This is a genomic window from Streptomyces sp. NPDC096193 (assembly GCF_040302905.1).
Taxonomy (GTDB): domain Bacteria; phylum Actinomycetota; class Actinomycetes; order Streptomycetales; family Streptomycetaceae; genus Streptomyces.
The window spans coordinates 316,902-329,047 of record NZ_JBEOSJ010000004.1 but is presented as its reverse complement, the minus strand read 5'-3'; the positions used below and the strand labels follow the sequence as shown (position 1 = coordinate 329,047).

At 71.3% G+C, this 12,146-nt stretch carries 14 protein-coding genes; 7 read left to right on the top strand and 7 right to left on the bottom strand.

The features are described from left to right. Positions 1-7 precede the first annotated feature (7 nt). Entirely contained in the window at positions 8-772 is a 765-nt protein-coding gene (locus tag ABTX78_RS09295; protein ID WP_502993817.1) for a YqjF family protein, read from the bottom strand. Positions 773-813: 41 nt separating this feature from the next. Then, positions 814-1,338 carry a hypothetical protein gene (locus ABTX78_RS09290; RefSeq protein WP_352206166.1) on the bottom strand — a complete coding sequence of 175 codons (525 nt, stop codon included), beginning with the start codon at positions 1,336-1,338 and terminating at the stop codon, positions 814-816. A 172-nt stretch (positions 1,339-1,510) separates the two neighbouring features. Here ABTX78_RS09290 and ABTX78_RS09285 point away from each other — a divergent pair, with 172 nt between their 5' ends. Beyond that, positions 1,511-1,861, top strand: coding sequence for a PRC-barrel domain-containing protein (locus ABTX78_RS09285; RefSeq protein WP_352206165.1), 351 nt, complete (start codon positions 1,511-1,513; stop codon positions 1,859-1,861). Between the two features lie 167 nt (positions 1,862-2,028). Continuing rightward, positions 2,029-2,922 carry a SigB/SigF/SigG family RNA polymerase sigma factor gene (locus ABTX78_RS09280; RefSeq protein ID WP_502993816.1) on the top strand — a complete coding sequence of 298 codons (894 nt, stop codon included), beginning with the start codon at positions 2,029-2,031 and terminating at the stop codon, positions 2,920-2,922. A gap of 72 nt (positions 2,923-2,994) precedes the next feature. Here the strand turns inward: ABTX78_RS09280 and ABTX78_RS09275 are convergent, their stop codons facing one another. Both ABTX78_RS09275 and ABTX78_RS09270 read right to left on the bottom strand, forming a co-directional pair. Beyond that, the gene (locus ABTX78_RS09275) at positions 2,995-3,423 is read right to left on the bottom strand and encodes an ATP-binding protein (RefSeq protein WP_352206164.1); all 429 of its coding nucleotides are present in this window, start codon (positions 3,421-3,423) and stop codon (positions 2,995-2,997) included. Positions 3,424-3,548: 125 nt separating this feature from the next. Continuing rightward, positions 3,549-5,441, bottom strand: coding sequence for a Na+/H+ antiporter NhaA (locus ABTX78_RS09270; protein ID WP_352206163.1), 1,893 nt, complete (start codon positions 5,439-5,441; stop codon positions 3,549-3,551). 157 nt (positions 5,442-5,598) lie between these two features. Between ABTX78_RS09270 and ykgO the strand changes: the two genes are divergently transcribed. The 4 genes from ykgO (at position 5,599) to ABTX78_RS09250 (ending at position 7,217) form a co-directional block, all read left to right on the top strand. Next, entirely contained in the window at positions 5,599-5,721 is a 123-nt protein-coding gene (gene ykgO / locus ABTX78_RS09265) for a type B 50S ribosomal protein L36 (RefSeq protein ID WP_028801377.1), read from the top strand. Positions 5,722-5,833: 112 nt separating this feature from the next. Next, the gene (gene rpmG / locus ABTX78_RS09260; protein WP_313942455.1) at positions 5,834-5,998 is read left to right on the top strand and encodes a 50S ribosomal protein L33; all 165 of its coding nucleotides are present in this window, start codon (positions 5,834-5,836) and stop codon (positions 5,996-5,998) included. 55 nt (positions 5,999-6,053) lie between these two features. After that, positions 6,054-6,317 (top strand): type B 50S ribosomal protein L31, encoded by a 264-nt coding sequence (locus ABTX78_RS09255; RefSeq protein WP_352206162.1) that lies wholly within the window; start codon positions 6,054-6,056, stop codon positions 6,315-6,317. A gap of 204 nt (positions 6,318-6,521) precedes the next feature. Then, positions 6,522-7,217, top strand: a complete 696-nt coding sequence (locus tag ABTX78_RS09250; protein WP_352206161.1) for a lysophospholipid acyltransferase family protein — start codon at positions 6,522-6,524, stop codon at positions 7,215-7,217. Between the two features lie 60 nt (positions 7,218-7,277). Here the strand turns inward: ABTX78_RS09250 and ABTX78_RS09245 are convergent, their stop codons facing one another. Together ABTX78_RS09245 and ABTX78_RS09240 are read right to left on the bottom strand one after the other, a co-directional pair. Then, entirely contained in the window at positions 7,278-7,514 is a 237-nt protein-coding gene (locus ABTX78_RS09245; RefSeq protein WP_352206160.1) for a hypothetical protein, read from the bottom strand. Positions 7,515-7,728: 214 nt separating this feature from the next. Beyond that, entirely contained in the window at positions 7,729-9,984 is a 2,256-nt protein-coding gene (locus ABTX78_RS09240) for a heavy metal translocating P-type ATPase (protein WP_352206159.1), read from the bottom strand. A 263-nt stretch (positions 9,985-10,247) separates the two neighbouring features. On the opposite strand from ABTX78_RS09240, the gene ABTX78_RS09235 reads away from it, so the two are divergent. Continuing rightward, the gene (locus ABTX78_RS09235; RefSeq protein ID WP_352206158.1) at positions 10,248-11,225 is read left to right on the top strand and encodes a DUF8832 domain-containing protein; all 978 of its coding nucleotides are present in this window, start codon (positions 10,248-10,250) and stop codon (positions 11,223-11,225) included. A 116-nt stretch (positions 11,226-11,341) separates the two neighbouring features. On the opposite strand, the gene ABTX78_RS09230 is transcribed toward ABTX78_RS09235, so the two are convergent. Beyond that, the gene (locus ABTX78_RS09230; RefSeq protein ID WP_352206157.1) at positions 11,342-12,058 is read right to left on the bottom strand and encodes a TetR/AcrR family transcriptional regulator; all 717 of its coding nucleotides are present in this window, start codon (positions 12,056-12,058) and stop codon (positions 11,342-11,344) included. Positions 12,059-12,146: the final 88 nt, after the last annotated feature.

Sequence of the window (12,146 nt, the reverse complement as noted above, 5' to 3'; positions counted from 1 at the left end):
GGCGCCGTCAGGGGGTGGGGATGCCGCCCGGCCGTGCGGGGCGGCCGAACCGTACCGGGACACCGGGCGAGTACAGGACGCTCACCGGATCACCCACGGGTGCCCGGAGCCCGGCGGCCGTGATCAGGGACTCGTCGCACTCGACCAGATCGGCGCGGTGCAGCGGCCACCGGGGGTGGGTGTTGGGCAGGTAGAGCTGCCGTCCGAAGAACGTGCTGTGCATGCCCCAGCGAGCGGTGAGGAAGTGTTCGAGGCCGGTCGGCTCCTCGATGCTCCCCCTGATGCGGATGCTGATCCTGCTGTGCGCGCCCCGAGGCCCCGGCCAGCGCCGGGCGCTGTTGTAGGTGATCGTGTCGTCCGTGTGACGGATGGTCATCCTCGACCACATGTACGGCAGCCGGAAGAGGGCGCGGGCCACCGCCACGGGGATGAACCGTGAGGCGTCGAGCGAACGGAAGACGACCCCACGCCGTCCGTGTTCGTCCACCGAGTAGAGCCGCACATTGGTCTCCGGGAACGTCCCGAGATACGGGACACCGGGCAGACGGAACCACCCCACGCGGTGCATACGGAAGGCGACGAGGCCCACGTAGCTCACCCCGCCGAGCGTGTCGGGCACGGTTCCGGTGGGGAGCAGCGGTGCCACATCGGCCGGGTCCACGGCCCAGTGCAGAAAGGCCAGGTCCAGCCACGACTGCGTGAGCAGCGGATTCTCCGTACGGTGCGGAGGATCGGCCGCTATCGGGCCCGCGTCGAACGATGGTTGGGACACCGCGCCAGCATCTCAGATGCGGCCCGCGACCGGCCGTCGCGTCAGTTCCGCCCGCGTCCGCCGCCCAGCACATCGGCGGCGACGGACGTACGCATCGCCTCCAGGGCCGCTGCCTGCTCCTTCGCCCGGTCGAGGAGCCCGTCGAGGAGGCCCGCGTCCAGCCGGCTGTCGGAGTCCGCCAGCGCACGCAGCGTCCGCCAGCACGACGCCTTTCCCTCCACCCCCAGCCGCATGACCTCCAGCTCCAGGACGTCGCTCAGCGGCGAGCGGGAGGCGACGCGGCCGTTGAACTTCAGCCGGCCCGCCTTCTCACCGATCCACCCCACGGCGACCTTGGCCCGCTGCGGCGGCACACCGAGCTGCGCCATGAGCCGGAGCAGCGTCTCCCGGTCGGCCGCCACCTCGGCGGCCAGTCTCGCGAGTTCGGCCCCGATCGAGCTGTTCCGGTGCGATCGCGCCGACCGCCGCAGCAGTTCCACGCCGCCCGTCGCACCGGCCAGATGGTCGTTGAGATAGATCCGCAGCAGCGACGACGTGTCGCGGGTACCGGCCGCCTGGGTCTCCATGGCAGTCCTCCAGCTCGTCGGAGCGCGGTGGGATCTCCATGGTGCTACGCCCCGTGCCGCGTGTCCTGCGCGGTGTGTGACCCGCTCCTGCGGGGGAACTCGGAGTCCGTCAGGGCCGGGGCTCCGTGCAGGGGCCGGGCGGCCGGTGTCCATCGCAGACGAGGAGCCGCGCGTGAGCGAGCACATCTGGGGTTACCCGCAGACGGCAGGGCATGTCGCGGGGGTCGACCTGGTCGGGTACAAGGTCGAGGCGCTGGACGGAAGCGTCGGCAAGGTCGACAAGCACTCCGACGACATCGGCTCCGCCTATCTGGTCGTCGACACGGGCGTGTGGATCTTCGGCAAGCAGGTTCTGCTGCCCGCCGGCACTGTCTCCCGCATCGACACCGAGGGCGGGACGATCCACGTCGACCGCACAAAGGCCCAGATCAAGGACGCTCCCGAGTTCGACAAGGACAAGCACCTCGGGGATCTGGGCTATCACCAGCAGCTCGGCGGGTACTACGGCAGCCACCGCGCCTGAGAGTGACCCGGGCCGGGGGCACGCCCGGCTGACGACCGATGCATCGGGCTGATGCGGTCGGTCCCGGTCCCGTGGTCGCGACCGGTGCAAAAGTTGTCGGGCGGCAACGGTGTAGGGCTGCGCTGTCCGGGCAGGTGCCTAGAAGGCCCCTAACCCGAGGTGACGTCGTGACGACATCCACGCAGGTGAGCGGAACGCCCCGTACGACCCACCGGTCGGCACCGCAGGCGGTGGCGGACGCGACGGGCGGGCTGCCTCGGTTCGCCGACGCGGGCAAGATCGCCCCCAAGGACGCCCGGGAGCTGTCGCGGCTGTTCTTCTCCCGCCTCCAGGCCCTGGATGAAGGCACCCACGAGTACCAGTACGCCCGGAACACGCTGATCGAGATGAACCTGTCCCTGGTCCGCTTCGCCGCGCGCCGGTTCCGCAATCGCGGCAGCGGTGAGATGGAGGACATCGTCCAGGTCGGCACCATCGGGCTGATCAAGGCGATCGACCGGTTCGAGCTGTCCCGCGAGGTCGAGTTCACCTCGTTCGCCGTGCCCTACATCGTGGGCGAGATCAAGCGGTACTTCCGTGACACCACCTGGGCCGTCCATGTGCCGCGCCGCCTTCAGGAGCTGCGTGTCGACCTGGCCAAGGCCAAGGAGGTGCTCTGTACCCGTATGGACCGCGACCCCACCGTCAAGGAGCTGGCCGCCCACCTGGACCTGAGCGACGAGGAGGTCCTCGAAGGGCTGGTGGCCGCCAACGGTTACACCGCGGGTTCCATCGACACTCCCGGCGTCGGCGAAGACGAAGCGGGCGACGGCGGACGTGTCTACGCCGACACCATGGGCGAGCCCGATCCTGCGATGGACCTCTTCGAAGACCTCCATGCCCTCGCTCCCCTTCTCGACCGGCTGGACGACCGCGAGCGGACCATCATCGACATGCGCTTCGGCGGCGAGATGACCCAGGCGCAGATCGGTGAGGAGCTGGGCATCTCCCAGATGCACGTCTCCCGGCTGCTGGCCCGCACGCTGGGCAAACTGCGTTCCGGCCTGCTCACCGACCAGTGAGCCGTCGTCCTGCGAGACCGGCTCGTCCGTGAGACCTGCCGACCCGCAGGACCTGTCGATCCGTGAGAGGCGTCAGTGAGCGGGGTGCGGCGACGGCTCGGCACCCGGGGTGAAGCAGGCCGTGATGGTCTTGCCACCCGGCTGAGGCCGGGTCTCCCAGTGATCGGCGAGAGCGTCGATGAGTACGAGCCCGCGTCCTGAGGGCCTGGTGAAGTCGGGTTCGCGGGGCGTGGGGATCCCGGTGTCCGAGTCGTGCACGCTGACGTGCAGGCATTCGCTGTCCCAGGTCAGGATCAGCTGGGCGTCGCTGTGGGCGTGCACATGCGCGTTGGTGACCAGCTCGGAGACCGTGAGCAGGACCGCGTCCACCGTCTCCGGCGCCCGCGCGGTCCAGCCGAGGGCTTCCAGATGTTCCCGCGCCCACTCGCGTCCTGCCCGTACGCCGTCGGACACGGGGAAGGACTGGGCCCACCCCACGGCCCTCAACGAGGTGTCGGTCATGGTCTGCCCTCTCTGCACCGATTGCGGCTCCGGCCTGTCGAGTACCCGCTCACGGCCCGGTCACCGGTCGTTCTGCGGGCCCTCGGACGGAGTGCGGGATCAGGCCGCCAGGATCAGACAGGTGTTCAGGCGGGCGGGGTGAGCAGGGAGCGCTGGCGGGCCAGTTCGACGGCCTCCATCAGGCCGGCGATGTCGTACGCCCCTTGATGACGGCGCCCGTTGACGAAGAACGTGGGAGTGCCGGTCACACCGCTCAGATCGGCGGACTCCACGTCATCGGCGATCCGCCCGGCTCCACGACGACGTTTGACGTGATGGCGGAAGGCGTCCACGTCCAGCCCCAGTTCCGAGGCGTAGCGCACCAGATCGGCGGGTCGCAGGGCGTCCTGCCGCTCCATCAGCAGGTCGTGCATCTCCCAGAACGCCCCCTGATCGGCAGCGGCTTCCACCGCTTCGGCGGCGAGCTGGGCGTTGGGGTGCACATCGGTGAGGGGCAGGTGGCGGAACACGTAGCGGACGTCCCCGTCCTCCGCGAGCAGATCCCGTACGACCGGTTCCGCCTGGCCGCAGTAGGGGCACTCGAAGTCGCCGTACTCGACGAGGGTCACCGGCGCCTCCCGCGGGCCGCGCATCCTGTCGCGTTCCTCGTCGACGGGGACGGTGAGGTCCGTGAGGGGTTCGGTGGTGCCGAGCAGGGCGCGGGCGCGGCGATGTGCGGGCAGCAGCCCGATCACCCAGGTGATCGACCAGCTGACGACGAGAGCGCCGATCAGCGTGGCGAGGATGCCGATCTTGGCGTTGTCGAGCTCCTCGCCCTCGAAGGCCAGCACGGCGATCAGCAGGGAGACCGTGAAGCCGGCTCCCGCGATGCTGCCCGCTGCGGCGACCGAGCCCCAGCCCACCGGCGGGCGCAGCCGGCGGCGGGTGATGCGGGTGACCAGCGCCGTGGCGCCGAGGACGCCCACCACCTTGCCGACCACGTACGCGGCCAGGATGCCGAGGGTCACGGGGGAGGTGAAGGCGCGTGCCAGCTCGCTCGGGCCCACCGGGATACCGGCATTGGCCAGGGCGAACAGCGGCACGATCACATAGCTGGTCCAGGGGTGGTACATCTGCACCAGGCGCTCGTTCACCGAGACGGCCGAGGCCAGGCCCCGCCGTACGGACCGTTCGAGTTCCGGTGTCGGCTGTTCACGGAAGCGGCGGAACAGCCCGCTGGCGGCCTCCAGATCGCTGCGCGCGGCCGGGTAGGCGACGGCGAGCGCCCCCACCGCGAGCCCGGTGACCACGGGATCGATGCCCGCCTCCAGGAGCGCCACCCAGACGACGACGGCGAGCACGCCGTACAGCGGACCGCGTCCGACGCCCGCGAAGCGGACCACGAGGATCAGGGCCATCGCGCCGGCGGCCACGGCGAGCGCCGGCAGGTGGATGGTGTCGCTGTAGAAGACGGCGATGACCAGCAGCGCGATCACATCGTCGACCACGGCGACGGACAGGATGAAGGCCCGCAGCGACGCCGGGAGCCGCGAGCCGAGGATCGCGAGGATGCCGAGTGCGAAGGCGGTGTCCGTGGACATCGCGGCACCCCAGCCGTGCACGGAATCACGGCCGCTGTTGATCGCCACATAGATGAGAACCGGCACGATCATGCCGCTCACGCCGGCGAAGAGGGACAGCAACACCCAGCGCCGGTCGCGCAGTTCACCCACGTCGAACTCGCGCCGTGCCTCCAGGCCCACGACGAGGAAGAAGAACGTCATGAGCCCGCTGTTGATCCATTCGTGGAGATCCAGCGAGAGACCGTACGAGCCGATCCGGAAGGACAGTTCGGTGGCCCACACCATCTCGTAGGCGTGCAGATCGACGTTCGCCCAGACGAGGGCGGCCACCACGGCGGCGAGCAGCACGGCGGCACTGCCCGTCTCCGTACGGAGGAAGTCCCGCAGGGGCTTGTTGACCTCACCGGCATCGGTCGTCTGACCCGAGAGGTCGGAGTCGTCCGCTGTCCCGCTCACCGGAGCAGTATCTCCGCACGGCGGCGACTCAGCACCTCCGCGCGGCAGTGCTGCCCGGGAGCCACGGCGGCTCCCGGCGGAATAGAGGCGCCGCCTTCCCGGTTGTGGCATCCGCACAGGCTTTCCGGCCTGGAGCCCGACGGAAGGTGGAACCGCCGTGAAGGTTCGCAAGTCTCTACGTTCCCTGAAGTCGAAGCCGGGAGCGCAGGTGGTCCGACGGAGGGGTGTCACCTTCGTCATCAACAAGAAGGACCCGCGCTTCAAGGCTCGCCAGGGCTGACCCACCGGCGGGTTCGTCCGGGGGAATATCCCGGGGCGGCCCGCCGTTGAAGCTAGCAGACATTGACATGAGCGAGACAAGCTCAGGTGGATGTTCCGCGCTAGGAGGATTCATGGCCCGCAGTACCGCACGCCCCGTCGTCACGCTCCGGTCGTCGGCCGGCACCGGCACCACGTATGTGACGCGCAAGAACCGCCTCAACGATCCCGACCGCCTCGTGCTGCGCAAGTTCGACGCGGCAGCGGGAGAGCACGTCCTGTTCCGCGAGGAGCGCTGAACCACGCATTCCGCCGGGTTCTCCGGTCGGCGGACGGCAGCAGGAAGGACACCGCATGAAGCCTCGTATCCACCCCGAATCCCGTCCGGTCGTCTTCCGTGACCGTGCCGCCGACGTCGCGTTCCTGACACGGACGACCGCCGACTCGGCACGCACGATCCAGTGGGAGGACGGCAACACGTATCCCGTGATCGACGTGGAGACCTCCTCGGCGAGCCACCCGTTCTACACGGGCACCTCGCGCGTGATGGACACCGCCGGTCGCGTACAGCGCTTCGAGCGCCGCTACGGAAGCGGTGCCGCCGCCCGCCGCGGCTGAGGATCCGCCGAGGCGGGGACGTGAATCGAGCACGGCCCCGGTGTCATGGTCAGCCGACCGTGACACCGGGGCCTTCGCCGTTCCTCCCCACGACCGGCCGGGGAGGACCCAGCCGGAGATGAGTAGCAGCGCTCAGGCGCCCGCCGGCCTCCGCGGCCGACGATGAGGACCTCTTCCCGTCGTCGCACCTGTGGAGGTCCGCCCATGCTCAGCCGTATCGCCGGGACCGTGCTGCCCGCATTCGGCCGTCTCACCGTGACGACGGACCCGGAGACCCGGCTCGTGCCCGGGAGCGTCGTCGTCGCGAACCACACCTCCCTCGCCGACCCGGCCGTGGTGCTCGCCGCGCTGCACCGCCTCGGCGTCGAGCCCGTCGTGCTGGCGACCGCCGGGCTCTGGCGCATTCCCGGGCTCGGCCGGGCGCTCACCCGCGAGGGCTTCGTCCCGGTGCACCGCAACGGCCCGCGGGCGTCCGACGCCCTGGCCGGTGCCGCGAGCGCCCTCGCGGAGGGCAGGATCGTCCTCATCTACGGCGAGGGCGGCATCCCGCCCCGCAAGGGCTCCGGCGAAGCACCGCCCGCCGCGTTCCGCACGGGCGTTGCCCGGCTCGCGCAGCACACCGGAGCGCCGGTCTCACCGCTCGGCCAGGTGGGGGCCCGGCGGCTCTCGTCCGGCACCTGGGCGAAGCAGCTCGCCGGACTGGTCACCGCTCCCGTACGACGGCCCGCCCTGCACGTCCACGTCGGAGCGCCCCTGCGGCTCACGGGGGACCCGTCGTCGGCGTCGGCGCGGGTGCGCGAGGCGGTGACGGCTGCCTGGCGTACCGCGGCCGGTCACATCGGTGAGGCGTGCCCGATCGCGCTTGCCGAGGAAGGCGCACGTGAGTCGGTGGCAGCCTGACACCCCGCGCGCCGGGCACGGCCCGTGCCGAACGATCCGGGGTGCGGAGCCGGTTCGCCCTCACCGGCTGAGCGGGCCGTTCAGCACGGCCGGCACGGGCCCGCCGGTCACTCCCAGGACGAGCGAGGCGGCGGCCGCGGTGCAGGTCACCGTGCGGGCCGTGCGGCTTCCCTCGTCGTGCGCCTGCGGGCCACCCCCGGGCGTCCGACGGGCACCGCCGCTGAGAGCGGGGACGATCCACCGCAGGGAGGAGAAGACGAGCACCAGGAGCACCGGAAGCCAGTCCGCGCCCGCCATCAGACAGTCCCTCCCGCGCTCGCCTCGCCGTCGCCGCGGCCGGCGCACGGGCCGCCGTGCGCCGGTGCGGACGCGACATGTCGGGGCATCCCCGGCAGGTCCGGGGAGGTGGTCGAGGCGAACTCTCCGCTGCGCAGGGGCAGTCGGCGCGAGCTTATACGGGCAGGGGGTATGGGGGGGATCGGGTACGACGGCGACTCCTCGCGGGCCGATGTCACCCGGTGGCCCGGAAGTTGCGCAGCCGCAGGCTGTTGCCGACGACGAAGACGGAGGAGAAGGCCATCGCCGCGCCCGCGATCATCGGGTTGAGCAGCCCGGCGGCGGCGAGCGGCAGGGCCGCGACGTTGTAGGCGAACGCCCAGAACAGGTTGGACCTGATGGTGCCGAGTGTCCTGCGGGACAGCCTGATCGCGTCCGCCGCGGCTCGCAGATCACCTCGTACCAGGGTGAGGTCGCCCGCTTCGATGGCGGCGTCGGTACCGGTGCCCATCGCGAGTCCGAGGTCGGCCTGGGCGAGGGCGGCGGCGTCGTTGACCCCGTCACCGACCATGGCCACGGAACGGCCCCCGGCCTGAAGCCTCTTGACGGCCTCGGCCTTGTCCTCGGGCATGACGTCGGCGATCACTTCGTCGATGCCGACCTCGGCCGCGACGGCACGGGCGACCGCCGCGTTGTCGCCGGTGAGCAGAATCGGCGTCAGCCCGAGACCGCGCAGCCGTCGTACGGCTTCGGCGCTGGTGTCCTTGACGGCGTCGGCGATTTCCAGGACCGCGCGTGCCTCCCCGTCCCAGGCGACCGCGATCACCGTCCGCCCGGCGCTCTCGGCGTCGCGGGTGGCACGGGCGAGCCGCGCGGGCAGCTCGATCGCCCACTCCCGCAGCAGCTTCTCGCGGCCGACCAGGACCGCGTGGCCCTCCACGATGCCCTGGACGCCCAGCCCGGGGATGTTCACGAAGTCCTCCGGCGCCGGCAGGACGCCGACCCGGCCGGCCGCTCCCGCGGCGACGGCCCGGGCGACGGGGTGTTCGGAGGCGTGCTCGAGCGCGCCGGCCCGTCGCAGCACCTCGGTCTCGTCCGCGCCCTCGGCTAGATGCACGGCGAGCAGTGTCATCGTGCCGGTGGTCACTGTGCCGGTCTTGTCGAGGACGACGGTGTCGACGGTGCGGGTCGTCTCCAGGACCTCGGGGCCCTTGATGAGGATGCCGAGCTGCGCGCCGCGGCCGGTGCCGACCATGAGCGCGGTCGGTGTGGCGAGCCCCAGGGCGCAGGGGCAGGCGATGATCAGTACGGCGACGGCCGCGGTGAACGCGGTGGTCAGCCCCGCGCCGTTGCCGAGCCAGAATCCGAGCGTGCCGAGCGCGAGGGCGATCACCACGGGGACGAAGACCGCGGAGATCCGGTCGGCGAGGCGCTGGGCGGCCGCCTTGCCGTTCTGGGCGTCCTCCACCAGCCGTGCCATTCTTGCCAGTTGGGTGTCGCCGCCGACGCGGGTGGCCTCCACGACGAGACGGCCCGAGGTGTTCAGCGTGGCGCCGGTGACGACATCACCGGAGGTGACATCCACGGGCACGGACTCGCCGGTGAGCATCGACGCGTCGATCGCCGAGGAGCCCTCCACGACGGTGCCGTCCGTGGCGATCTTCTCCCCGGGCCGGACGAGGAAGCGGTCGCCGACCGTCAGCTCGGAGACGGGGACGGTCTCCTCACGTCCGCCGCGCAGCACGTTGACATCCTTCGCCCCCAGCTCCATGAGTGCCCTCAGCGCGGCACTTGCCGTGCGCTTGGAACGTGCCTCGAAATAGCGGCCGGCGAGGATGAACGCCGTGACGCCCGCCGCCGCTTCGAGGTAGATGTTCCCGGCGCCGTCGCTGCGGCCGATGGTGAGTTCGAAGGGGTGGGTCATCCCCGGTGTGCCGGCGGTGCCGAAGAACAGGGCCCACAGGGACCACAGGAAGGCGGCGGAGGTGCCGACGGAGATCAGCGTGTCCATGGTGGCAGCGCCGTGGCGGGCATTCGTGAACGCGGCCCGGTGAAAGGGCCAGGCGGCATAGGTGACGACGGGGGCGGCGAGGGTGAGGGAGAGCCACTGCCAGTACTCGATCTGCAGTGCGGGGATCATCGCCATCGCGATGACCGGCACGGCGAGCACGACGGCGGTGACGAGTCGCTGCCGCAGCGTCCGCAGCTCGTCGGGCTCCGCCGGTGCGTCGTCGTCGCCGGTCCCGGGTGAGGTGCGCGGCGGGGCCGGCTCGGTGGCCGTGTATCCGGTGGCCTCGACGGTGGCGATCAGATCCGTGACGTCCAGGTCGCCGCCGTAGACGACCTTGGCCTTCTCGGTGGCGTAGTTGACCGTGGCCCGGACACCGTCCATGCGGTTGAGCTTCTTCTCGATACGGGCGGCGCACGAGGCGCAGGTCATCCCGCCGATGGCGAGTTCGACCTCGGCGGTTTCGGTGACCGTGGTGGTCATCACTGCTCCTCGGACTGTGGGTGCACGGGGCGGGGCGCCGGACCCGTGGGCTCGTCCGGCAGGGGCGCCGGGTGGCCCGGCGGCGGGACATGGACTCCTTCTGAACATGCGTCCCATACCCCCTAGGGGTACCCTGAAGGTCTTCAGGTATACCCCCGCCCCGTATTTTTGGCAAACGGCTCCACGGCCTCTGCCTATACCCCCATGGGGTATACGCTCGGCGATGGCAGCCCCAGCCGGGGGCTCCCCCAGGAAGGACCGTCATGAATACCGTCGTGAAGATCACCGGGTTCGGCGCCGCCCTCGTGGCCTTCTTCGGGGCCGCCTACGGCCTCGGCAGCGCCGTCGGCCCCGTCACCTCCGAGCCCGCGCCCGCCGCTCACTCCCGCCACGACGGGGGCGCCTCGCCGGCTCCCGGCGGCGGCTCGGCCGACACCGCCCCGGGAGGACTCCAGATCTCCGAAGGGGGCTACACCCTCGACCTGAAGACGGCCGGCGTGCGTGCCGGGGAGGAGGGCGAACTGCGCTTCGCCATCCGCGACCGGCACGGCCGTCAGGTCACCGCCTTCCAGCGGGAGCACGACAAGGAACTGCATCTCGTCCTTGCCTCACGCGACCTGGTCACCTACCAGCACCTGCACCCGTCGCGGGCCGCCGACGGCACGTGGTCCACCCCGGTCACGCTCCCCGCCGCGGGGTCCTACCGGGTGTTCGCCGACTTCACCCCCGGCGTGAAGGGCGGGAAGAACCTCACCCTCGGCGCCGATCTGCCGGTCGCCGGTCCCTTCAAGGCCGCGGAAATGCCGGTGCCCTCGCGGACGGTGACCGTCGACGGCTACACCGTCACCCTGGACGGCACCCTCCCGCCCGGCAAGCCCGGCCGGCTCACCCAGAACGTCGCACGCGACGGCCGGTCGGTCACCGATCTCCAGCCCTACCTCGGCGCCTACGGCCACCTCGTCGCCCTGCGCTCCGGGGACCTCGCCCATCTCCACGTCCACCCGAACGGCGAGCCCGGCGACGGCAGGACCCCGCCCGGGCCGGGCATCTCGTTCACCACCACCGCTCCCAGCTCGGGCACCTACCGCCTCTTCCTCGACTTCCGGCACAACGGCACCGTCCGTACCGCCGCCTTCACGGTCGAGTCCGGGGCGGGCGGGGACACCGCGGCCCGGGAATCCTCGCCGGCCGAGACGGACGGGCATGCCGGGACCGGTGGAAGCCGCGGGCACGGGCACTGATCCGGTATCCGAGCAGGGCGTCGAGGGGTGCCGGTCCCTGCCGTGTGCGGCCGGGACCGGAGCCGCCGGCGCTCGTCATGTGATCACTCCTCGGTCACGTGCTCCGCGCATGCCCGTCAGGAGCCCGGGACTCCGGCACGGCCCAGCTGGGCCGCCGCGCTGTCGAGCAGCATCTCCAGGGCAGCGGGGTATGCGCTGTCGTTCATCCGGGCGACCAGCAGGTGCGCGGTTGCCGCGATATGGGGGTGCGTGGCGGCGGGCAGCCTCGCGTACGTGGCCTGCCAGACCTCCTCGTCCGACTCCCGGGCGGCCGCCGGCAGCGCCAGTGAGGCCGCGTCGAGTGCCGAGAACGCCAGAGCCTGGTCGATGAAGGCGTGATAGATCCGCACGGCGACCGCGTCCGGGAAACCGGCCGTGCGCAGCACCCCCAGGATCGTCTCGTCGGCGGCCACCTCGTGCGCCCTGCCGCTCACCCGGCTCGCGGTCAGCACCGCGGCCTGCGGATGTCCGAGGTACGCGGAATGGATCCGCAGCCCCAGGTCCCGCAGGTCCGACCGCCAGTCCCCGGTGGACTTCCAGCCCGTCACGGCCCGCCCCACGAGTACGTCCCCGATGGCCAGGGTCAGATCGTCGATGCCGCGGAAGTAGCGGTACAGCGTGCTCGGATCCGCGCCGAGCGCGATCCCCAGACGACGGACGGTGAGGCCCGCGCCGCCGTGCTCGCGCAGCATGCGCAGCGCCGTCTCGATGATCACCTGCTCGGACAGCACCGCGCCGTTCTTCGTCGGTCGGCGCCGTCGCCGGGCCTCTTCCGGCACGACGGGCTTGGCCACAGCGCGCTCCTTCGCCACGAGCCGGCCACGGCTCCCGAAGCGGCCGCGTCCTGGCGTGTCGACCTTATGCCAACACCATTGACGTGAA